This window comes from Streptomyces sp. NBC_00271, assembly GCF_036178845.1.
Classification (GTDB): Bacteria; Actinomycetota; Actinomycetes; order Streptomycetales; family Streptomycetaceae; genus Streptomyces.
Window position 1 is genome coordinate 1,469,977 of sequence record NZ_CP108070.1, and the last position, 19,727, is coordinate 1,489,703.

Sequence of the window (19,727 nt, forward strand, 5' to 3'; positions counted from 1 at the left end):
GGCGTCGACCAGGACGACGCTCGTGCTGTTGATGCCGCTCATCGCTGTGTGTCCTCCCCGAGCGCCTCGGCGAGGCCCTCGACGGTCGGGTTCCTGAAGACCAGGACCGGCGAGACCCGGCGCCCAAGTCGCTCGCCGAGCCGGCCCGCGACCGTGGTGATGGTCAACGAGGTGCCGCCGACGTCGAAGAAGTCGTCCTGTGGCCCGAAGTCCTCCTCGACGCCCAGGCACTCCCGCCACACGTCGGCGACGAGGAGTTGCTGCTTGGTGACGGCCCTGCGGGTGGCGGGGGCATGGGCGGGCGCCGGGCGTGGGTCGGGCAGTGCGTCCCGGTCGACCTTGCCGTTCGGGGTGAGGGGGATCTCCTCGATCACGGTGTAGCTCTGCGGCAGCATGTACAGCGGCAGCTGCTCCGCCAGGTAGGCGCGCAGTTCCGCCGGGTCCGGGGTGGGTCGGTCGGGGTGCTCGAGGATCAGGTAGGCCGCCAACTGGTCCACAGCGGTGTTGGTGCGGCGCACGGCCACCACGCAGTCGGCGAAGGCCGGGTGGCTCTGGAGCGCGGACTCGATCTCGCCGAGCTCGATGCGGAAACCGCGCACCTTGACCTGGTGGTCGTTGCGGCCGAGGAAGACCAGATTTCCGTCGGGCAACAGCCGGACCACGTCGCCCGTGGCGTACATACGGGCGCCGGGCTCCCCGGCGTACGGGTCGGGCAGATACGCCCCGGCCGTGCGGGCCGGCCTGCCGAGGTAGCCGCGGCCGACCGCGCTGCCGCCGACGTACAGCTCGCCGCGACAGCCTGGGGCAACCGGGCGCAGCCGCGGGTCCAGCACGTAGAGGTGCGCGTTGTCGGTCGCCCTCCCGAACGGGACGCTCGGGCGATGGCTGTGCCGGTCGAGCAGCTCCTCGGTGATCGGGCAGAATGCCGAGGTGACGGTCGCTTCGGTGGGCCCGTACTCGTTGAAGACCTGGCATCCCGGCGCGGTGGAGGACAGGATGCGGCGGGCCACATCGTGCGGCACGGCCTCGGCACCGGTGAACACCAGGCGTACGGAGCCGAGTCGGGGAGCGGGATCCGTACCGGATTCCAGCAGGATCCGCATCTGCGAGGGCGTCGCGTTGAGCGTGGTGATGCCGCGCTCGGCGACCTCTCGCAGGAACTCCTCGGGGTCGTAGGCGGCGGTGGGGCTCGCCAGGTGCAGTTCGGCGCCGGATACCAGGCACTGGAAGATCTCCCAGACCGAGTTGTCGAACGCCACCGAGTGGTTGAGCAGGGCCCGGTCCCGCTCGGTGAGTCGACACAGCCGCTGGTTCCACTCCAGGAACCCGGTGATGTTGGCGTGGGTGATCGCGACGCCCTTGGGGTTGCCGGTCGAGCCGGACGTGTAGATCACGTAGGCGAGGTGGTGCGGTTGCGCCTCCTCGGTCGGCCCGGGGTCCGCCCCGGGTTCCTGGTCCACCGCCACGAGACGCACGCCGTCGCCGAACAGGGCCGAGGTGGGGTGCCCCGGGTCCGCGACGACCAGGCGTACGCCCGAGTCGGCCAGCAGGTACTGCAGCCGCTCAGCCGGGTAGCCGGGGTCGAGCGGGACGTAGGCACCGCCCGCTTTCAGCACGCCCAGCAGGGCGACCACCAGTTCCACCGAGCGTTCCAGGCAGACGCCGACCAGGCTTTCGGGGCGCACGCCCCCGGTCCGCAGCTCCCGGGCCAGGGCCGAGGCCCGCGCGTCGGTCTCGGCGAACGTCAGCGACCGGCCGTCGCCCACGACGCAGATCGCGTCCGGGGTGGTCCGCACCTGGCGGTCCCACAGGCGGACCAGGGTGGTCGGCTCGGGCAGCGGCTCGGCCCGGTTGCCGATGGAGAGGGCACGCAGCTCATCGGCCGAGACGATCTCCAGCTCGGACAGTCGGGCCGTGGCGCCGGACACCATCTGCTCGATCACCCGCAGGAAGTGCCGGCCGAGGCCCCGGACGAAGTCGGCTTCGAACAGGTCGGTGGCGTACTCGATGGAGATGCTGAGGTCACCGGCCCCGGCGGCGTGGTCCGTCACGTCGAAGGCGAGGTCGAAGCGGGCAGTGCCGAGCCGTCCTTCCAGCTCCTTGCGGTCGTACAGCTCGGTGACGTGACCGGCCCTCGGCTCCTCGTGCAGGGCGAACAGCACCTGGAAGAGCGGGTTACGGCTCAGGTCGCGCTCCGGGCTCAGCTGCGCCACCAGCTTCTCGAAGGGCAGCTCCTGGTGCGCGTAGGCCTGCCGCGCGACCTCGCGGACGCGGCTCAGCAGCTCGCGCCAGGTCGGGTCGCCCGACAGGTCGGTGCGCAGGACGACGGTGTTCACGAAGTAGCCGACCACATCGTCCAGTTCGGGGCGCGGCCGGCCGCCTGCCAGGGTGCCGACGGCGACATCGCTCTCGTCGGCGTACCGGCCGAGCAGCACCTGCAACGGGGCCAGCAGGCCCATGAACAAGGTGACGCCCTCGGCCCGGCACAGCGTGCGCAGCCGGTGCGTCAAGTCGGCGGGGATGCGCAGCAGTTCGCGGCGACCGCGGTGGCTCGCGACGGCCGGCCGGGGTCGGCTGGTCGGCAGCTCCAGGACGGGCACGCCGGCCAGCCGGGTGCGCCAGTGGTCGAGCAGCCGCTCCAGCTCAGCGCCCGTGAGCCGCTCGCGCTGCCAGGCGGCGTAGTCGGCGTACGTCACGGGCAGCGGTGCCGGGGCGGGGCGGCGGCCGGCGGCGAGCTCCGTGTAGAGCTCGCCCAGTTCCCGCACCATCAGGTCCACCGATGCGCCGTCGCACGCTATGTGATGGATCGTCAGCAACGTGAAATCACGGCTCGGGGTACGCAGCACGTCCGCGCGCAGCAGCGGTGGGCGGTCGAGGGCGAAGGGGGCGCGGATCCGCTCGGTCACCAGCGCGTCCAGGTCCTCCTCGGCGACCTCGGTGCAGCGCAGCGGCACCGGTCCCGGCTCGCGCAGTTCGGGGCGGACCCGGCCGTCGACGGCGACGAGCGCCGTGCGCAGCGCCGGGTGCCGGTGCACCAGCGCGGACAGGCAGTCCTGCAGCAGCGTCAGGCCGACGCGCCCGCCGGGCAGGCCCAGGGCGACCGGCAGGTGGTAGGCGGGCACGGCGTCGTTCAGCTGCTCGAAGAACCAGATCCGCTCCTGGCCGAAGGAGAGTTCGGCGGTCGCGGCCGCGGGAATCGGCTCGTCGTCCGAGGGCGCCACGCCGTCCAGGGCGGCGGCGAGCGCGGCGGGTGTGGGATGCGCGAAGACCGACTGGGCATCGACCGGCACGCCGAGCTCCACACGCAGCCGGGCCACGACCCGTACCGCGGTGAGCGACTGGCCGCCCAGGCCGAAGAAGTCGTCGTACGGGGACACGTCGTCGAGCCCGAGCACCTCGGCCCACACGCGGCACACTGCCGCGGTGTGCGGCGGCAGCGGGGCGTCGTCGGGCATCGACCCGCTCGCCCGGACCGGGCTGTGGGGGATCCGCTGCACGGCGCCGCGGTCGGTCTTGCCCGCGGGGGTGCGGGGCAGGGCGTCGAGCACTGCGTAGCCCTGGGCCACCATGTGGGCGGGCAGCCGCTGGGCGAGGTGGTCACGGACCTGGCGGGGCAGATCCTCGGATACGTTCCGCGCGTCGTACGCGGGCACGAGGTACGCCACCAACTGGTCGCCACCGGCTGCCTCACGGTCGACGACCACCACCGCGTCCGTGACGAGGGGGTGGCTGCGCGCACCGGCCTCGATCTCGCCGAGTTCGATACGGACGCCGCGCACCTTGACCTGATGGTCGTCGCGCCCCAGCACCTCCAGAGTGCCGTCGGCGGACCACCGGGCGAGGTCGCCGGTCCGGTACAGGCGCCCGGAGGCGTCCCCGAACGGGTCGGGCACGAACCGGTCGGCGGTCAGCGCGGGCCGGTTGAGGTAGCCGCGCGCCACGCCCGCGCCGCCGATCCACAGCTCGCCGGTGACTCCTGGTGCGGCCTCCCGCCCGCCCTCGTCGACGACGTGCAGCCGGGTGTTGGACAGGGCCGTCCCGACCGTGACCCGGTCGGCCACGGCGTCGATGCGGGCGGCGGTGGCCCATACCGTCGCCTCGGTCGGCCCGTACAGGTTCCACAGGGTGCCGCCGGTGGCGAGCAGGTCGCGGGCCAGCTGCGGATCGAGCGGCTCACCGCCCGACAGCAGTACCCGGCCGTGCCCGTCCGTCCAGCCGGACGCCAGCAGAATCCGCCAGGTGGTGGGGGTCGCCTGGACGACGCTCACACCCCCCTCGGCGATGGTGGCGGCCAGCAGCTCGGGGTCGGTGTTGGCGGCGCGCGGGGCCATCACCACCGTCGCTCCCCGGGTCAGCGGCAGGAACAGCTCCAGTGCCGAGATGTCGAACGACAGCGGGGTCAGCGCGAGGACCCGGTCGTCCGCCCCGAGGCCGGGGCGTTCGGCCGCACTCCGCAGGAACGAGGCGATCGCCGCGTGGTCGACGGCCACGCCCTTGGGCAGGCCGGTCGAACCGGAGGTGTAGATGACGTAAGCCAGGTCATGCGGGTGTACCGCCGGGGCCACCGGTGCGGCAGCTTCCGCGGGGAGGTCCTCGACCAGCAGGACGTCGGCCGCTCCGGACGCCAGAGCCTGCGCGCGGTGTTCCGCGTCGCACAGCCACAGCCCGGCCCCCGAGTCGGTGGTCATGTGCCGCAGCCGGTCGGCCGGGTAGCTCGGGTCGAGGGGCAGGTACGCGGCGCCCGACTTGAGGATGCCGAGCAGGGCCACGACCATCTCGACCGAGCGGCCGAGACAGACGCCGACCAGGTTCTCCGGTCCGATGCCGCGTGCCTGCAACTCGGCGGCGAGTGCCGTGGCCCGGCGGTCCACGTCGGCGTAGGTGGCGCGGTGTGCTCCCGCGACGACGGCGACCGCGTCCGGTGTCGCGGTTGCCTGCTGCTCCCACAGTGCGACCAGGGTGGTCGGCGCCATGAACGGATCCTTTCTCAGCCCCGTTCGGGGAAGGTGCGCGTGATCGTCTCTGCCAGCTGTCGTTCGGCGCCGCGCACATACAGGTGGGGGGCGCCCGGGAACAGGTGCAGTTCGAAGTCGGCCGAGGTGTGCTCGCGCCAGCCGGCGAGCTCCGTTCCGTCGACGCTTTCGTCGTCCGAGCCGGCCAGAACGGTCAGGGGACAGGGCAGGGGTGCCTCGGCCCGGTGCGTGTACGTCTCGCACAGCGTCAGGTCCGCGCGCAGCAGCGGCAGCAGCAGCTCCTGCAACTCGGCATCCACGTCGCCGAATTCGGCTGTGGCGAGCAGCTTGTCGTCCGGCAGCGTGTGCCGCAGGTCGCGGTCCGGCAGGCCGGGGGCGCGCATACCCGACAGGAACAGGCGGTCGGGCAGGCGCGTGCCGAGTGCACGTAGCCGGCGGGCCGTCTCGAAGGCGATCAGGGACCCCATGCTGTGCCCGAAGAAGGCGTACGGCAGGTCCGTGTGGTCCGCGATGAGCGGCGCGAGCGCGGCCACGGCGTCGTCCAGGGACGTCAGTGCCGGTTCGGCGAGCCGGTTCTCCCGGCCGGGCAACTGGACCGTGCAGACTTCGACGGCGTCCGGCAGGTATGCCGCCAGCCGGTAGGCGGAGGCGCCTGCCGCGGCGTGCGGGAAGACGAACAGGCGCCGCTGCGCGGTGAGTTCACGGCTGCCGAGCCCCCGCAGCCAGGCCGTTGCGACAGCACCGGCCGTCATCGTGAGGCTCGTACGGAGCGCGGGGTCAGGTCGGTCCACACCTGCTCGATGTGGTCCAGGCACTCCTGGCGGGTGCCCTGCGCGCCGGTGGCGGTCCAGCCGGCGGGCAGCTCACGGTCGGCGAACCAGACCGAGTACTGCTCCTCGTGGTTCACCACGACGACGTACTGGTCCCCGGCGGGCCGCGGGGCGACTGAGGCCCTCATGCGTCAGACCCCCACCCCGGTGAAGAAGTCGCTCTCGCGGCGGCCCCGGCCCGCGGCGACGACCCGGTCGTGCACCCACTTGCCGACCGCGAGGTCGAGTACGCCGAGTCCGAACGGCGAGAAGATCGCCGGGCGTCCGTGGTGCCGGCTCAGCCGTCCGCGCAGCAGGTCGGCGAGGGTGCCGTCGACGAAGTCCCTGTTGCCGGTGCGCTGTTCGGTCAGGTGCAGCGAGGTGCGCTCGCGTACGGCGTGGTCGACGTCGTCGGTGAAGTTCTGGGCGGCGAGGATCATCTCGGGGGCGAGGTCGCGCAGGGACAGGTGCAGGACCACCGGGTTGTGGGCCAGCAGCCGGGGGTCGTGCAGGTGCGGTTCGCCGGCCACTGTGGTCAGCACCACCAGGTCGCAGTCGGTGAACGCGTCCTCCACCCTGTCGGCGACCACGATCTCGGCCTCGGTGTGCTCGGTCATGACGGCTCCGAAGCGGCCCGCCGCCGCCGGGTCGAGGTCGAAGAGCCGGAAGCCGTCGATCTCCCAGTCGAGATCACGCAGGAACCGCCATACGTGCTGGGCGATCAGACCCGTGCCCACGATGCCGACCCGGCGGGCACGGCGCGCGCCGAGCAGCGTCTGCGCGCCGAGCACCGCGGAGGCCGCGGTCCGCGTCGCCGAGACGATCGAGGACTCCATGCAGGCGAACGGGTAGCCGGTGACGCAGTCGTTGAGGATCAGCGTGGCCGAGGCGCGGGGGATTCCGTGCCGCGTGTTGTCCGGAAAGCTGGCGATCCACTTGTTGCCGGCGACCTCGAACTCGCCGCCCAGATAGGCCGGCAGGGAGATGATGCGCGACCGGTTCTGGTGCGGGAAGCGCAGGAACGAACTGTGCGGGTTCGAGCTCTGACCGGCGTCGTGCACGAGGTAGGCGGCACGGACGACCTCGATGAGTTCCGGACGGTGACGGTCCGTCTCGGCGGCGATGTCGCCCGCACCGATCACGGTCATGGGCGGCGGGGCCAGGGTGGACACGGGGTGGTGCTCCTTCAGTTGACGGCCAGGGCTTCGACGCGGGCGGGCTGTGCCGCTTGTGCGTGTAGTTGTTGGACCCATGTGGGGTCGTAGACGGTCTGGGCGTAGGCATGGCCGCGGTCGGCGGCGATGAAGGCGACCCGGGGACGGTGTGGGCCGGGACGGTGCCGGGCGAAGTAGTCCTGGACGGCGGCGTAGGTGCTGCCGGTGGAACCTCCCGCGTACAGGGCGTACTTGGCGGCCAGGGTGCCGCAGGCCTCGACGGCGCGTGCCTCGGAGACGATCTCGACCTGGTCGATCAGTGCCTGGCCGCACAGCGGCGGGACGATGCTGGAGCCGATGCCGGGGATCCGCCGCTTCTTCGGCGGCCCGCCGAAGATCACCGAGCCTTCGGCGTCGACAGCGACGACCACGCAGCCCGGGTACGTTTCCTTGATCCGGTGGGAGAGCCCGGCGATCGTGCCGCCCGTGCCCACGCCGACGAAGAGATAGTCGAGCGGGCCGGCCTGCGCGATCAACTCGCCCGCGGTGAAGCGGTAATGCGCGTCGCGGGCATCCGGATTGGCGTACTGGTTGGGCCAATAGGCCGAGTCGAGTTCAGCCAGCAGTTCCTGCACCCGGGACAGCCGGTTCTTCAGGTAGCTGCCCGTCCCATCACGGAGGGAAACTTTCTCCACCCGCTCGCACAGGAGCCGGAGCTGGGCTTCGGTGGCCTCGTTGCAGTTCGGATCGATGACCGGGACGAACGAGATGCCGAGCATGCGGCAGTAGAAAGCCAGCGCCAGCGCGAAGTTCCCGGACGACGACTCGACCACCGTGGTGTCGCGCGCTATCTCCCCGCGACCGATCGCCTGTTCCAGAATCCACAGTGCCGAACGGTCTTTGCTGCTACCCGTGGGATTGCAGAATTCCAGCTTGGCGACGATGTCGCACTGCTCGTCCGCCAGGGGAATCAGCGGGGTTCCCATGAGACCCCTGCGAATTTGCCTCGTCCGTTCGACCAGAGATTGATCAGCACGCCTGTGGAGCATGGGCCGAGTGTGGCACGGGATCGCTCAAGGCGGCTCAACCGCGACTCAAGCGCGATACGACAAAGACCTGGTCGAGGAAAAGAGAAAGGCTGTTCAACCATCCACGACGGACGTTTGAACAGCCCCTCGGCATCACTCGGCGGAGCTGGGCAGACAGCCGCGCCGCACCGCGAGCACGCCTGCCTGGAAAGGGCGTCATGACGGCCAGGCCCTCACCGGCCGGCAACACCAGGCGAAGGGTCGCGACCATGGCGCGGATGGTGGGCAGGTTGGCGTCGCGCAGGGTCCACCACGCGCGCTCTGTTGACGACAGGGATGCCAGCGTGCTCGAACAGTTTGCAGGCGTACGAGTTGCGGGTGTACGAGATCTCGCGGCTCATGGACCTGTTCGAAGTCGACCACTGGGATCCCCGATCACCACGAGCCGCACGACGGCCCACCCGGCACGGTGTCGGCGTGGCGGGCAGCAGGATCTCGGGTCAGTCCGGGCCGCCGACCTCGCCGCGCACGTTGCCGACCCCGTCGATCGAGGTCCGGAAGCCGAGTGCGGACATGCGTGAGGCCAGAAGACCGGCGAGGGCGCACTCGGAGCCCGACACCGACGGGATGCGCACCATGGCGTGCAGCAGCTCCACCTCGCTCGCCCGGTCCATAGGCGCTCAGGCCACCGGGTTGAAGTCGATCTGGAGCATGTCGCGCACGCCCGAGGCGCCCTCGGAGACGGTCGGCGAGACCTCGTGGGTGATCATGTTGTCGTCGAAGAATATGGAGTCGAGCGGCTGGAGCAGGGTGGTCCGCACGATGTCGCTGCCGTCGTTGGGGTGGACGGTGGACAGGCCGCCGGTGACGCCGTCGCGGCGCATCAGGTGCAAGCCGACGCAGGAATGGCCGTCGCGGTGGCGGCCCTCGGGGGTGGGCTGGCCATCGGCGCCGGCGCGGGCGACGACGCGGACCAGGTGAACCCCGACCTTCCACGAGGTGTTGCCGTTGACGGCGGTCGCCATCCGGGCGTTGAAACCGACCAGGGCGCGCATGCCGGCGCTGAGCAGGACATCCTCGGCGACCGGCTCGAAGACCCGGTCCTTGCCCTTCCAGAGCGGGATGGAGTCCTGGCGGAAGACGGCGTTGGGCAGGACCTCGAAGGTGACGGTGTCGCCGTCGACGTCGACGAGCAGCCGACCGTAGCGGCGCTCGCGGTAGACGTCGACGCCGTCGACCTGGGTGTCGACCGGCAGGTTCTCCCAGGCGCCGCGGAGTTCCTCGAGGTCGGCGTCGCTGATCAGCCCGGCGAGCTCCTGTTTGCGCATGACGACGAAGCCGGTGCGGCGGACCTGCTCCGAGAAGGTGGGCACGCCGTCACGGAGCTGCTGTCCGGTGGTCGGCGTGCTGCTGATGATGTCGGTCATGGTGTTTCCCCTCTGCACGGGTGTCCCGGCGGGGCCGGCGTTTCCGGCCGGGCCGGGTGCGGTTGATGTCGGGTGCGACCGATGGTCCGGTCACGCCCGGTGCCGACGGTCGCCGAATGGGCCGTCCCGGGTCTGACCAACCGAGAGATCGCCGAGCGACTGCACATTTCAGTACGAACGGTGGCCGGCCACCTGTACCGGATATTCAATGAAATCGGAGTGACGTCGCGCGCCCAGCTGCCGGCTGCGCTCACGCCTGGCAGCGGCCGGGACGGGCATCCTGACCCGCTCCCGGCACCAGGGAATCCCCAGGACTTCCCTGACTTGAGTTCTGACGCTCAATCCTGCTCCTCGTACTCGACGTGCAGCGTCCGGGCGAGGTGGTCGAGGTAAGCCTCGGCCTCCGCATCCGACTTGTGGTGGGAGAGCACGACCGCCGGGTTTCCGGACCAGTCCGGGTAAGGGAGCAGCAGTGCGCCGGGGCCCGCGGTCTGCACCACGTAGTCCACCTGCGGGTCGGTACGCACCGCGTCCAAGCCACGTATCTGCTTGACCCGTCCGCCGCTGCCGATCGGCACCAGATAGGCCGCCGCGTGGCCGGCAGGTGCCGGCTCCTCACTCCAGCAGAGCGGCTCCCGGCCGAGGTGGATGCGCAGCGCCTCGGCCGCCAGGTCGATCCCGCTGCTGACGTGGACGAGGTGGTGCATATTGCCCCCGCCGCCGAGGCGCGCGGTCATCTCCAGCAGCACCGGCCGCACCCCGCCGACCAGCCGCAGTTCGGTGTGCGTGGTGCCTTCCGTGACGCCGAAGGCGTGGTGGGCACCGATCACCTCCGTCTCGATCGCGGCGAGTATCTCGGCGGGCAGTTGGGCGGGGGCCCGCAACGTGGACTCCTCGAAGTAGGGCCCCGTCAGTTCTCCCTTCCAGCTGATGGCACAGACCCGTACCTGCCCCTGGTATACGAGGGATTCGGCGGAGATCTCCGGCCCGTCCAGGTACTCCTCGACCAGCACACTGGTTTCCGAGTCCGATCCGTCGGCGGCGCCCAGGTGGGTTTCGACGAGCTTCCAGGTGCGGGCCACGGCCTGTTCAAGGCTGTCCCTGTCATCCGCACGGATCACACCGAAGCTCGAGTGGCCGTTCGCTGGTTTGACCACAACGGGGAACCGCAAGGTCAGCGCGTCGGTCCAGCTGTCCGGATCCTTGATGACCACGAAGCCGGGCACGCCCAAACCCGCTTCCAGCAGGCGTTGGCGCATGCTGCGCTTGTCGCGCACCACGGCCGCCGCCTCCTCGGTCAGGCCGGTGAGGCCCAGCTCCCGAGCGGCGCGCGCCACGAACGGTATGACCCTTTCGTTGCCCGACATGATGCCGTCGAAGGGCTCCCGCCGGTAGCGGTCGGCGAGCGCGGACAACGCACCGTCCGGGTTCCCGTCGATGTCCAGTGGCAGCAGTTCGACCACCGACTTGGCCCGCCCGGCGGACTCCGCCGTGTCGTCCCCCCTGGGGATGAGGATCAGGTCGATACCGGCACGCTCGGCGGCCTCGAACACCCAGGGAAACGTGGACAGTTGACCGGCGAGGACGAGTTTCGGGCGCTGTGGCATGACGGTTCTCTCTCCATGGTTCGGTTGCTTGGGCGGGTTCGGGCAAGGCGCGCCGGCCGGTGCGCGCGATACGACGGGCAAGGTCGTCCTGGAACCGTGACCGTCAGGCGGAGCACATGACCGGCGTGTTGCTCTGCCGCGCCGCGAACGGGCGTATACCGGGCTCCCATTCGTAGGAGAACCGGCCGTTCACGCACGGGTGCTGCGCGCGCAGCAGGTAGCTCTCCGACAGTTCCTCCAGCAGGTCCTCGGCCTGCTGGTCGCTGATCCCCAGGGCCGCGGCGGCAAGCGCCGGCGTGAGCCGATCGGGGACGCCTGGAGACAACAGCGCGTACGCCAGGGACCGCGACTCGGCGGGCAGCGTCGCGAGCGTCCGGTCGAATCCGGCCCGCACGCCCAGCGGATCGCTGTCGGCGCCCCGGGACGCGAGGACCCAGGCAGTGGCCTGCCGGGCCGTCCAGTGCGGGCGGCGGCGCAGCTGCGAAGCGACCGCGAAGAGCGCTCCCGGCAGCCCCCGGCACAATCCGGCCAGCCGTCGCAGCCCCTCCGGGTCCATGGTGGTCCGGTGGCTCGGCACGGAGGATGCCAGCAGGTGCAGACAGTCGTCGAAGGGCAGTCCCGCCAGTTCGACGTGGACCGCCGACGATGACACGAACAGCCGCCGTCGGCTGCCGATCACCACGCCGCAGCCGCCGCCGGACGGCAACAGCGGCGTCAAGTCCCTTACGTCGCACACGTCGTCGAGCACCACCAAGACGCGCAGGTCGGCGGTCCAGCTACGGAACAGCAGGCTCAGGTCGGTCGTGCCCAGTCGCAACTGCTCCTCCGTCGCGCCGAGTCCACGCAGGAACGAGCGGAGGATCTCGGCGGGCCGCACCCGCCGGCCGGCGCCGTCGCGCAGACGCGCGTAGAGCCGTCCGTCCGGGTAGTGACCGCTCACCTGATGCGCGGCGTGCAGGCACAGCTCGCTCTTCCCCGTGCCGGGAGCGCCCCCCACGATCACGAGCGGCCGGTCCGCCCGCGCCCGGCCGGTCAGCACCGCGGTGATGCGCGCCAGTTGGTCGGCGCGTCCGGTCAGACGCTCGCGCGGGGCGGGCAGATGGCAGGGCGCCCGGGTGGCGGCGGTCACGGCCGTGAGCCGCCCGGCGGGACGCAGCAGTTCCTCGTCCGACATGAGCATGGCCGTGTGCAGGGCCTGGAGTTCGGGGGAAGGGTCGAGACCCAGCTCGGTGGCGATCCGCTCGCGTGCCCGCTGGTAGACCTGGAGCGCCTCCACCCGCCGGTCCATGCGGTAGAGAGCCGTCATCAGATTGCGCTGAGCCCACTCGTTCGTGGGTTCCCGCCCGGCCATCGAGGTGAGTTCGCCGAGCACCTCGTGGTGTCGGCCGAGGTGCAGGTCGGCTTCGATCCGCAGGTGGTGTGCGCTGATACGCAACTCCTTCAGGCGGACCGCCTCGGCCTGCAGCGCGGGCCCCTTGCGCACGTCCACCAGGGCATCGTCCCGCCACAGCTGCAGCGCCGCGGCGGCCGTCTCACGGGCCCGTGCGAAGTCCTCGTCACGGAACTCCGCACGGGCACGGGCGAGCAGCGGCTCGCACCGGAAGACGTCCACGTGGTCGGCGGGCAGCGTCAGCTGATAGCCACCGTCGACCGTGCCCAGCAGCGGGCCGGCCGCCCGTACCGCGCCGCCGCTCCTCGGGTTGCCGAGGGAGAACCGCTTCCTGAGCTGGTACACATACGTCTGCAGAGCGGTGTGCGCGCTGGTCGGCGGGTCGGCGTCCCACAGCTCGTCCATGAGTTGCTCGAAGCGCACCACCCGGCCCGCGTTCAGCACGAGCAGTGCCAGTGTCTGACGTACTTTCTGGGCGGCCGGCGCCAGGTCGACGCGGTGATCGTCCCCGTAGGCCTGGAGCGGCCCGAGAAGGTTGATTCTCATGAAATTCGCCCTGCCTCATGTTCGTTCGGTCCCCGTCGGACCGGCCGACGACGCCACCGCCAGGCCCGACCACTCGGGCCGGGCGGTGAGGATGTGCTCGGCCGCCCGGTGTCAGGAACTCCTGGACCCGGCTACCGCGGCCAGGGTCGGGTGGTGTCGGGCAACGATGTCGGGGAAGGAGCGGATCAGCCCTTTCATGACGTTGTCGCCGTAGAGGGCGAACAACGGGTTGCCGGCGACGTCGATGACTCCGCCGGCGCCCTCGACATAGGGGCTGGGCAGTGGCTGCATCGTGGCGTCCAGCCGAGGGTTGTAGAAGAAGGGAATGGAGTAGCGGTTGACGCCCGGGGCGGGCCGGACCACCCGGTGGAGGGTGGCACGCACGTAGCCCCTCGTCGCCACCTCCAGCAGCTCTCCCAGGTTGACCACGAACGCTCCCGGGATCACCGGCACGTCGGCGAACTCGCCGTCCTCGACCGCGACCTGGAGGCCGCCGTTGCCGTCCTGGACGAGCAGGGTGAGCAGCCCGAGGTCGTTGTGAATGCCGGTCCCCTGGCCCTCGCCCGCGTTCTCGCTCGCCTGCGCGGGACCGGGGTAGTGCAGGAGTTTGAGGTGGATCTGCGGATCCGGATCGACCACATCGTCCAGGAACCCGGCGGGGGCGTCGAGCGACTCGAGCAGCAGCCGCAGCAGTCGATGTGACAGAGCGGTCAGCCGGGTGATCCATGACTCGACGGCCGGGCGCAGCTCGGGCATCGCCGCGGGCCACTGGTTCCGGCCGATCAGGCACCGGTAGGCGGGGTCGCCGGGCTCGGGCTGCCGCTCGGGCTGCTCCGGCCCGATGTCCAGTTGCTGGCGCTGGTCGGGCACGCCCCGGGTGTGTTCGCGGCCGAGTTCGGAGTAGCCGCGGAACAGCGGCGAGTCGAGGATGTTCAGCGCGAGCCGATCGGCTTCGGGCAGGGCGAAGAACCGGCGGGTGAGGTCGAGCATGTCGTCGGCGTCCTCGACGCCGTGGCCGACGAGCTGGAAGAAGCCGATCTCGTGCACGGCCTTGCGCAACCGGTTCAGGAACTCTGCCCGGGCTTCTTCCGAACCGGCGGCGTCACGGAGGTCGAGCACGGGAAAGGGGTCGGTCATCGCAGCTCCTTGGAATCGCTGGTCTGGTAGGTCGTCGGGTCGGTCACGCCGGCGTCCCGGAACGCTTCCTGCCGCTCCCTGCAGGCGGCGCACCGTCCGCACTGCAGCGCGTCGCCGCGAAAGCAGCTCCAGGTCTCGGTCCATGGGACGCCGAGTTCCTCACCGAGCGACACCACGTCGCTCTTGCGCAGCCTGACCAGCGGCGCTGTCAGGGTCAGGTCGGGGTGCGCGTATCCGCGGGTCGCGATCCGCTCCATGGCGAGGAAGGAATCGATGAACGCGGCATTGCTGTCGGGCGCGGCCTGCAGGTCGTCGACCACCCCGACGGCTACCGCTTCCGCCTTCTCGGCGACGGCGACCGCGAAGGCGACGGACAGCAGAAGGGCATTGCGGTTGGGTACGACGTTCGGGCTCTCGCCGGACGACTCACTCTTGTGATCCGGCACGTCGACGGTCGGGTCGGTGAGCGAGGAGCCGCTCAGGAGCTTGCCGACGGGGCTGAGATCGACGACGTCGTGCGGCACCCCGAGCGTTCGAGCCGCCTTCACGGCGAACTCGTGCTCGACGAGATGACGCTGGCCGTAGTTCACGGACAGCAGGTGGAGTGTGTGTCCTTGCGCCTGGAGGTGGTAGGCCATGGTGACCGAGTCCAGGCCGCCGGACACGATTGCGACGGTTTTCGGCATGCGCCGCCTTCCGGCAGACGGAAATGGAGGGAGGATCAGTACGTGGGGATCAGGGCCCCGGTGTGCTGTGCACCGAAACAGCGGCGGACGTGCGGGCGTCCGTCACGCCGCCGGCGTGGCCGGGACGAGCAGCCGGGTCGATCGGTGGCCCTTGCGGTAGGTCAGTTCGACTTCGGGCCGCGGACCGTCCAGCCTCGTGGTGACGGTTCGCTCCTCGCTCCACCCGACCAAGCGGTACTCGTGTCCGCCGAGGGCCACCAGCGGGAAGAGGTGGTCCTGGGGAGAGCGAATGGCAAGGCCCGTGCCGGTGTCGACGATGCTGAAGGTGGCCTGCGGCTGCGGGCCGGTGAGCGACCCGAACACCTCTATCTCCAGCAGGTGCGCCGGCGCGTCGAACGAACACCGCGCGGCTTCCCGCTCTCGGTCGGTCGTGGCCACAGCCGGACGGTTGTAGAGCACGTCCGAGCCGTTGAAGTAGTCGGCCCAGTCAGCCGGGAACAGCTGCGCGAGCTCCGGTGTGACGAGCACGTCCACGACGAGATGCACCCGGTGCTCGGGACCGAGGTTCTGGATCTGGTGCTTGCGGCTGAAGTCGCCGAACCAGAACTCACCGGGCTGCCAGCGATGAATCCCTCCGTCGAGGTCCAGCGAGGCTTCCTCGTGGGTGATGACCGGGATGTGCAGCCGGGCCATACCCCAGTCCGGGGCGAACTTGGGATCGGAATGGCGGTAGCCGACGACGCCGGGTCCAAGATCCATGAATCGGGCCGCGTAGAGGGGCCCGGGAATCGAGCGCAGGACCTCCCGCACGTACGGCATGTGGTCCAGCCACTCGGTGTCGGCGAACTCCGCGCTGCCAGGGCCCCCTGGGTCGGTACGTGTCTTGTCACCACCGGGGCTGCGCACCGAGAGGCAGCGCCAGTCCTGCTCGGCCCACCTGGACACTCGCCCGTTCTCGTACGAGCTCTGCTCATCCCACAGGTGGTCGCGTGCGGTCATGAGGTCGGCCACCAGCCGGTCGGCGTCCAGCACGGGGAGCAGCCGAACCGCTTCCGCAGGCGTCGAGGATTCATCTACGTTCATCGTTGTCCTTTCATGTCGACCGGACCGGATTCGTATGTGTGTCGAAGAGAACGGCCTCGGTCCTTGGCTCTCCGATGCGGATGCGGCCAATAGCTGTCACGATCACCGGCACGGCGAGCGAGTGGGCCCAGTGCGGAGGCGATCGACGCGCCGGAGGATGTCCCGACGGCGAAGCCGGCGGGGACGACGCTCGTGCCCCAACTCTGGATCTCGTTGGCGCGCCCGGTCGGTGCGGGACGCACCGACCGCGACGAACCGAGCCGAGAAGATCGCACCGATCACGGCGCCGGCGCGCGGGCAGACGACGAGAGCAGCGAGGGGAGACCAGGGCATGGCCGTTGCGACCACGTCCGTTCCACCAAGGAATGCCGCGAGCGGCCACGGCGTAGTGATACGTCCGCGGATCGCGGGCGCAAGGGCTCCACAACCCATCGCTCCGACGATGCCGGCGACCCCGCCGGGATGCGTTGCCATCGGCCCGTCTGCGTCTCGCACGGCCGATGATCCAGCGATCGCGCGACCGCGCGATCCGGTAATGAGCGTGCGGTCGATCAGCGCCGATTCGAGGGAGTTGGCCAAGACCCTGCTCGCGGCGGTCGGTGCGGCCGCGTTCCAGGAGGCCAGAACAGCAGTAGGACCGCGACGGCCCCGCGGGCACCTGGCAGGGCCAGGAGTTCGCGACAGCCCCGCAGCGCTCCCGAGGCGTGCGAATCCGTCGCCGCACCACCTGGATCGCTCACTGCTTTCGCTTGCGGAGTCGAATGGCTCGTCACGCCCGGAGCAAGTCGAACAGCTCGGCCCGGAGCCCGGAGTCCGTGCTGAACTCCCCGCGATATGCGGTCGATGTCATCTGCGCCGCGGCCTTGATGCCGCGCATCGACATGCAAAGGTGCTCGCCCTTCGCTATGACCGCGACGTCCGGGGTGCCGCTCAGGGTGCTGATCTCGAGCGCGATCTGGTCCACGAGGCGCTCCTGGACCTGCAGCCTGTGCGCGTACTGATGGGCGACCCTGGCGAACTTCGACAAGCCGAGCAGTTGCCCCGTCGGGCGGTACGCGATCGTCACGGAGCAGTTGAACGGCAGGAGGTGATGCTCGCACAGCGACCAGACCTGAATGTCTGAGACGACCACGAGCTGGCTCGTGCCGATGGACTCGAAAAGCGTGCCCAGCGAACCCGGGTCGTAGTTGATGAACTCTCGCCACCAGCGCGCGAACCGCGCAGGTGTGTCGCGCAGTCCGTCGCGATTCGGGTCCTCGCCGATCTCCGCCAACAGTTGGCGGGCGAGCTCTACCAGTGGGTCCTCGGTCGTCCTCGACGCCGACGAGTCACCATCGAGGTCCAATTCTGTCACCGACATGCGGGCACCTTTCGTCCGGGCTTCGGAGTTACTGACCTCACGGCCGGTACTCGGCCCAAGTCTTGGGAGTTTCTGAGATACGCACGCAGGTCAACTCGGGGAACTCAATCGACCAGGTCTTGTAGACCCACGCTGCCATATTCTCAGCCGTCGGATTTTCGTCCATCACATCGTTCAGATGCCGATGATCAAGATGATTGTCGAGCCACACCTTGAATGCGGACAATTCTCCGTAGTCTCGAACGAAGCCCACGGGCGACAGATCCTTGTCGTCGGCTCCAAGCTCCAACTCGATCACGTAGTTGTGCCCGTGCATTCGGGCACACTGATGCTCAGGAGCAAGGCCGGTAAGCTGATGACTGGCCGAGAATTCAAATTTCTTCGAGATTCGAAATGCCATCGATCCGAGTTCCGTTCTTCTTTGCGTGTGCCGTTGCTCACACGCCACGTTTTTCGTCCCACAACAAGGTGTGCAGTCTGGTCGTCAGATTCCAGCCGCGCTTTACCACCGCGTCGGCCAACTCGCCCATGTGCTTTGTGACATCGTCGGCGGTACGCCCGATCGGCATGATCCATACCGAGGGCAGGTCGAAGGTGGCAACCAGCTGGGCCACTTCGTCGAGATCGCGGGTGTTCTGGCAGACGAACTTGAACGTGCTTCCCGGCAGTGCCGAAAGACTGGTGAGTGCGGCAGGGACGATCCTGCGCTGCAGGGCGTCGCCCGAGTGCGACAGCTTCGGCGAGACGTTGAACCTGACGCCGGCGGCGATGAGTTCGGGGTGCGCGGCGTGCGTCCCGTTGGTCTCGATCTCGATCTCTTTACCACGTCCGGTCAGTGCTGCCACCAGAGGAATCAGTCGCTCTTGCTGACCCAGGGGCTCACCGCCGGAGATGACGATCAGCTCGGTGTCGAATGCGAGCAACTCTGCGACGACATCTTCGACCGGGCGACGGTGCAGCTCCTTACGCGGATCGTGGGCGACCCCGCTCTCACCGGCTCCGGTCCAGTCCCACGTGTAGGGCGTATCGCACCACGAGCACGACAGGTTGCACCCGCCGAGTCGCAGGAACGCGCACCTGCGTCCCAGGGACCGACCCTCGCCCTGGACGGTCGGACCGAAGATTTCGTTGACTACGAGATCCTGCTCCATGCCGCACCGTTTCCTATGAGTGGGACGGCTCGACGGCCGCCGGCTTCTGCGCCTGCACTATGAACCAATGCCGGCTCAGCCGGACGCCCTGATCGGCGGTCACCGCGGCGACATATCGATCGAATGCCTCCTTGTCCGCCGCCGAATCGTAGTTGTCGACGATCGGCACTTGGTGCAGAAAGGTGTCCAGATCGGCCGCCGAGTGATAGAACTCCTCGAACCCGAACGCCTGGTTTCTTGTCACAACGAAGCCTGCATCGGAGAGCTCTTGAGCAATCTCCTCCGACAAGGGCGTGCCGTTCCAGCTGTCGAAGTTCTGGCCGCGACCGAACGTTTCCTTCAGCTCGCGCGCGTCCTGCTCCCCGATCCCCATGTACAGCACGGCCCCACCGGGGCGGAGCACCCGCTCGAACTCCCGGGCGATCAGCGGACCGCGGCGGGAAGTGACCACATCGGCGTACCCATCGGGCAGCCCCGTGTGGGCGGCATCGCACAGCTCAAACGTGACGTGCGACAGACCTGCCTCCGCTCGATACCGCGCGGCGCATTCCAGCATCGACGGCGACAGATCTATCCCGGTCACGGCGCCGTACGCACGAGAGATGCGCAACAAACTACGCCCGTCGGCACAGCCGGCATCCAGCAGTCGGGCGTGCGGCGCTCCCAGTGCATTCGCCAGTTCATCGAAGACGGCGTCCGGGCGGCCGTCGGCGAATACGTCGGTGCTCCGCGCATCGCTGAAGTAGCCGCCGAACCGCTCGGCCACCCGGGAGTAGAACTCCGCGTCCATCGTCATCCGTGCACCTTCCCCTGAGCCACGGTCAAGGAGAGGCCCTGGAGCGCACGCACCGGTTCCTGCCTCTTCCGTGGAAACTCTCTGACAAGGTCTACCGCTGCTATCGCGGGGGTCTTTGTGCTGCGCTTCGATTCGGTTTCCGGGACGCCGAACGCGGCGGGCGTCACCGCGTCCCGGGTCACTACGGTCATTCGGACCACTCCTTGAGGGCCGTCCCCCGAGGGGGCGCCGAGGTCGGCAGGACCCAATCTCCGGTGTCGCCCTATCGGCCCGGCATCACAACGCATCCACTGCGGGACGGGCCCGCGATAAGGCGGTGATAGCGCGAGCATGCGGCCGCGATGGGCACCTGGTTCACACTGGTTTCAGCAACGCCCGGACGGATTGCGAAAGGGGTTGCGAAGGGAGAAGAACTGAGATGGCCATCAAGAAGTCCATCAAGAAGTTGCTGGCTGCCGCGGGGGCCGTCGCCGTGCTGATCCTGTGCGCGGTAGGAAATCAGCACGACGCGGAGCAGCGCCCGGTCACCGTGCCGCTGGCCGACGAAACACCCAGAAACACGCCGTGGACGTGACGGACC

19 protein-coding genes are annotated in these 19,727 nt (G+C 69.5%); 2 read left to right on the forward strand and 17 right to left on the reverse strand.

All coding sequences use genetic code 11. The features are described 5' to 3' along the window. Positions 1 to 38: 38 nt before the first annotated feature. From OG798_RS07100 to OG798_RS07130, 7 genes are all read right to left on the reverse strand, one after another. Positions 39 to 4,973 (reverse strand): non-ribosomal peptide synthetase, encoded by a 4,935-nt coding sequence (locus tag OG798_RS07100; protein WP_328756636.1) that lies wholly within the window; start codon positions 4,971 to 4,973, stop codon positions 39 to 41. Positions 4,974 to 4,987: 14 nt separating this feature from the next. Beyond that, positions 4,988 to 5,725, reverse strand: coding sequence for a thioesterase II family protein (locus tag OG798_RS07105; RefSeq protein ID WP_095856562.1), 738 nt, complete (start codon positions 5,723 to 5,725; stop codon positions 4,988 to 4,990). Continuing rightward, positions 5,722 to 5,931 (reverse strand): MbtH family protein, encoded by a 210-nt coding sequence (locus OG798_RS07110; protein ID WP_097226815.1) that lies wholly within the window; start codon positions 5,929 to 5,931, stop codon positions 5,722 to 5,724. Before OG798_RS07110 ends, OG798_RS07105 begins: the two co-directional genes overlap by 4 nt. Before the next feature lie 3 nt (positions 5,932 to 5,934). Then, the gene (sbnB, locus tag OG798_RS07115) at positions 5,935 to 6,930 is read right to left on the reverse strand and encodes a 2,3-diaminopropionate biosynthesis protein SbnB (protein ID WP_121418655.1); all 996 of its coding nucleotides are present in this window, start codon (positions 6,928 to 6,930) and stop codon (positions 5,935 to 5,937) included. 38 nt (positions 6,931 to 6,968) lie between these two features. Next, the gene (sbnA, locus tag OG798_RS07120) at positions 6,969 to 7,922 is read right to left on the reverse strand and encodes a 2,3-diaminopropionate biosynthesis protein SbnA (protein ID WP_328756637.1); all 954 of its coding nucleotides are present in this window, start codon (positions 7,920 to 7,922) and stop codon (positions 6,969 to 6,971) included. A 542-nt stretch (positions 7,923 to 8,464) separates the two neighbouring features. Then, on the reverse strand, positions 8,465 to 8,638 hold the full coding sequence (locus OG798_RS07125) for a hypothetical protein (protein ID WP_267060691.1): 174 nt from the start codon (positions 8,636 to 8,638) through the stop codon (positions 8,465 to 8,467). 6 nt (positions 8,639 to 8,644) lie between these two features. Continuing rightward, on the reverse strand, positions 8,645 to 9,391 hold the full coding sequence (locus tag OG798_RS07130) for a 2OG-Fe dioxygenase family protein (RefSeq protein ID WP_121417409.1): 747 nt from the start codon (positions 9,389 to 9,391) through the stop codon (positions 8,645 to 8,647). An 81-nt stretch (positions 9,392 to 9,472) separates the two neighbouring features. Here OG798_RS07130 and OG798_RS07135 point away from each other — a divergent pair, with 81 nt between their 5' ends. Beyond that, positions 9,473 to 9,784 (forward strand): response regulator transcription factor, encoded by a 312-nt coding sequence (locus tag OG798_RS07135; RefSeq protein WP_121417408.1) that lies wholly within the window; start codon positions 9,473 to 9,475, stop codon positions 9,782 to 9,784. Here OG798_RS07135 and OG798_RS07140 read toward each other — a convergent pair. The 10 genes from OG798_RS07140 to OG798_RS07185 form a co-directional block, all read right to left on the reverse strand. Further along, positions 9,730 to 10,998: an ATP-grasp domain-containing protein gene (locus OG798_RS07140; protein WP_121417407.1), complete on the reverse strand. Its 1,269-nt coding sequence runs from the start codon at positions 10,996 to 10,998 to the stop codon at positions 9,730 to 9,732. The two genes, OG798_RS07135 and OG798_RS07140, sit on opposite strands and share 55 nt — an antisense overlap. Positions 10,999 to 11,101: 103 nt before the next feature. Continuing rightward, positions 11,102 to 12,934: an AfsR/SARP family transcriptional regulator gene (locus OG798_RS07145; protein ID WP_267060692.1), complete on the reverse strand. Its 1,833-nt coding sequence runs from the start codon at positions 12,932 to 12,934 to the stop codon at positions 11,102 to 11,104. Between the two features lie 111 nt (positions 12,935 to 13,045). Then, positions 13,046 to 14,071, reverse strand: coding sequence for an isopenicillin N synthase family dioxygenase (locus tag OG798_RS07150; protein ID WP_095856556.1), 1,026 nt, complete (start codon positions 14,069 to 14,071; stop codon positions 13,046 to 13,048). Next, positions 14,068 to 14,757, reverse strand: coding sequence for a 7-cyano-7-deazaguanine synthase QueC (gene queC, locus OG798_RS07155; RefSeq protein WP_097226807.1), 690 nt, complete (start codon positions 14,755 to 14,757; stop codon positions 14,068 to 14,070). Before queC ends, OG798_RS07150 begins: the two co-directional genes overlap by 4 nt. Positions 14,758 to 14,859: 102 nt before the next feature. Continuing rightward, positions 14,860 to 15,840 (reverse strand): aspartyl/asparaginyl beta-hydroxylase domain-containing protein, encoded by a 981-nt coding sequence (locus OG798_RS07160; protein WP_267060693.1) that lies wholly within the window; start codon positions 15,838 to 15,840, stop codon positions 14,860 to 14,862. Positions 15,841 to 16,609: 769 nt separating this feature from the next. Further along, positions 16,610 to 17,200: a GTP cyclohydrolase I gene (folE, locus tag OG798_RS07165; protein WP_095856553.1), complete on the reverse strand. Its 591-nt coding sequence runs from the start codon at positions 17,198 to 17,200 to the stop codon at positions 16,610 to 16,612. A 37-nt stretch (positions 17,201 to 17,237) separates the two neighbouring features. After that, complete coding sequence (locus OG798_RS07170) at positions 17,238 to 17,600, reverse strand: 6-pyruvoyl trahydropterin synthase family protein (protein WP_095856552.1); 363 nt, start codon at positions 17,598 to 17,600, stop codon at positions 17,238 to 17,240. Between the two features lie 37 nt (positions 17,601 to 17,637). After that, positions 17,638 to 18,351 (reverse strand): 7-carboxy-7-deazaguanine synthase QueE, encoded by a 714-nt coding sequence (locus tag OG798_RS07175; RefSeq protein WP_095856551.1) that lies wholly within the window; start codon positions 18,349 to 18,351, stop codon positions 17,638 to 17,640. Positions 18,352 to 18,364: 13 nt separating this feature from the next. Continuing rightward, positions 18,365 to 19,147 (reverse strand): class I SAM-dependent methyltransferase, encoded by a 783-nt coding sequence (locus OG798_RS07180; protein WP_121417403.1) that lies wholly within the window; start codon positions 19,145 to 19,147, stop codon positions 18,365 to 18,367. Further along, positions 19,144 to 19,338 carry a hypothetical protein gene (locus tag OG798_RS07185; RefSeq protein ID WP_095856549.1) on the reverse strand — a complete coding sequence of 65 codons (195 nt, stop codon included), beginning with the start codon at positions 19,336 to 19,338 and terminating at the stop codon, positions 19,144 to 19,146. The genes OG798_RS07180 and OG798_RS07185 overlap by 4 nt, the downstream gene beginning before the upstream one ends. Positions 19,339 to 19,565: 227 nt before the next feature. Here OG798_RS07185 and OG798_RS07190 point away from each other — a divergent pair, with 227 nt between their 5' ends. After that, positions 19,566 to 19,721: a hypothetical protein gene (locus tag OG798_RS07190; RefSeq protein WP_179436695.1), complete on the forward strand. Its 156-nt coding sequence runs from the start codon at positions 19,566 to 19,568 to the stop codon at positions 19,719 to 19,721. The last annotated feature ends 6 nt before the right edge of the window (positions 19,722 to 19,727 follow it).

Bases quoted from the DNA above. Each gene is read 5' to 3' on its own strand.
- OG798_RS07150 (WP_095856556.1), bottom strand. From the start codon at position 14,071: ATGACCGACCCCTTTCCCGTGCTCGACCTCCGTGACGCCGCCGGTTCG.
- OG798_RS07140 (WP_121417407.1), bottom strand. From the start codon at position 10,998: ATGCCACAGCGCCCGAAACTCGTCCTCGCCGGTCAACTGTCCACGTTT.
- OG798_RS07190 (WP_179436695.1), top strand. From the start codon at position 19,566: ATGGCCATCAAGAAGTCCATCAAGAAGTTGCTGGCTGCCGCGGGGGCC.
- OG798_RS07135 (WP_121417408.1), top strand. From the start codon at position 9,473: ATGGTCCGGTCACGCCCGGTGCCGACGGTCGCCGAATGGGCCGTCCCG.
- OG798_RS07125 (WP_267060691.1), bottom strand. From the start codon at position 8,638: ATGGACCGGGCGAGCGAGGTGGAGCTGCTGCACGCCATGGTGCGCATC.
- OG798_RS07110 (WP_097226815.1), bottom strand. From the start codon at position 5,931: ATGAGGGCCTCAGTCGCCCCGCGGCCCGCCGGGGACCAGTACGTCGTC.
- OG798_RS07175 (WP_095856551.1), bottom strand. From the start codon at position 18,351: ATGGAGCAGGATCTCGTAGTCAACGAAATCTTCGGTCCGACCGTCCAG.
- OG798_RS07160 (WP_267060693.1), bottom strand. From the start codon at position 15,840: ATGAACGTAGATGAATCCTCGACGCCTGCGGAAGCGGTTCGGCTGCTC.
- OG798_RS07105 (WP_095856562.1), bottom strand. From the start codon at position 5,725: ATGACGGCCGGTGCTGTCGCAACGGCCTGGCTGCGGGGGCTCGGCAGC.
- OG798_RS07185 (WP_095856549.1), bottom strand. From the start codon at position 19,338: ATGACCGTAGTGACCCGGGACGCGGTGACGCCCGCCGCGTTCGGCGTC.
- OG798_RS07100 (WP_328756636.1), bottom strand. From the start codon at position 4,973: ATGGCGCCGACCACCCTGGTCGCACTGTGGGAGCAGCAGGCAACCGCG.
- OG798_RS07145 (WP_267060692.1), bottom strand. From the start codon at position 12,934: ATGAGAATCAACCTTCTCGGGCCGCTCCAGGCCTACGGGGACGATCAC.
- OG798_RS07130 (WP_121417409.1), bottom strand. From the start codon at position 9,391: ATGACCGACATCATCAGCAGCACGCCGACCACCGGACAGCAGCTCCGT.
- queC (WP_097226807.1), bottom strand. From the start codon at position 14,757: ATGCCGAAAACCGTCGCAATCGTGTCCGGCGGCCTGGACTCGGTCACC.
- OG798_RS07180 (WP_121417403.1), bottom strand. From the start codon at position 19,147: ATGACGATGGACGCGGAGTTCTACTCCCGGGTGGCCGAGCGGTTCGGC.
- sbnB (WP_121418655.1), bottom strand. From the start codon at position 6,930: ATGACCGTGATCGGTGCGGGCGACATCGCCGCCGAGACGGACCGTCAC.
- folE (WP_095856553.1), bottom strand. From the start codon at position 17,200: ATGTCGGTGACAGAATTGGACCTCGATGGTGACTCGTCGGCGTCGAGG.
- sbnA (WP_328756637.1), bottom strand. From the start codon at position 7,922: ATGGGAACCCCGCTGATTCCCCTGGCGGACGAGCAGTGCGACATCGTC.
- OG798_RS07170 (WP_095856552.1), bottom strand. From the start codon at position 17,600: ATGGCATTTCGAATCTCGAAGAAATTTGAATTCTCGGCCAGTCATCAG.